The sequence below is a fragment of the Limnothrix sp. PR1529 genome (assembly GCF_002742025.1).
Taxonomy (GTDB): Bacteria; Cyanobacteriota; Cyanobacteriia; order CACIAM-69d; family CACIAM-69d; genus CACIAM-69d.
The window spans coordinates 1-309 of sequence record NZ_LIRO01000081.1 but is presented as its reverse complement, the minus strand read 5'-3'; the positions used below and the strand labels follow the sequence as shown (position 1 = coordinate 309).

At 56.0% G+C, this 309-nt stretch carries 1 protein-coding gene; it reads left to right on the top strand.

Annotated features, from left to right (window positions below):
• Positions 1 to 238: ATP-dependent Clp protease proteolytic subunit (locus tag AMR42_RS21195; RefSeq protein ID WP_234406975.1), on the top strand; the 238-nt coding region annotated here is incomplete at its 5' end.
• Positions 239 to 309 lie beyond the last annotated feature (71 nt).

The window sequence follows — 309 nt, the reverse complement described above, 5'->3', positions numbered from 1 at the left end:
CGCCCGGATCATGATTCACCAGCCGAGTATGGGCGGGTTCCGCGGCCAAGCCACGGATATCGACATTGAGGCCAAGGAAATCCTGAAAACCCGCAGCCAGTTGGATGAAATCCTGGCGCTGCGGACGGGCCAAAGCCTGGAGAAGGTGAAGAAGGATACGGAGCGGGATTATTGGCTGTCGGCGGAGGAGTCGAAGGAGTACGGCCTGATCGATCGGGTGATTGAATCCCGCGATTAGGATTGGTCGTTGCTTCAATTGCAATACTTCAGTTGCGATAGATAACGGGCCGAAGACAAGGGGCTTAAGCC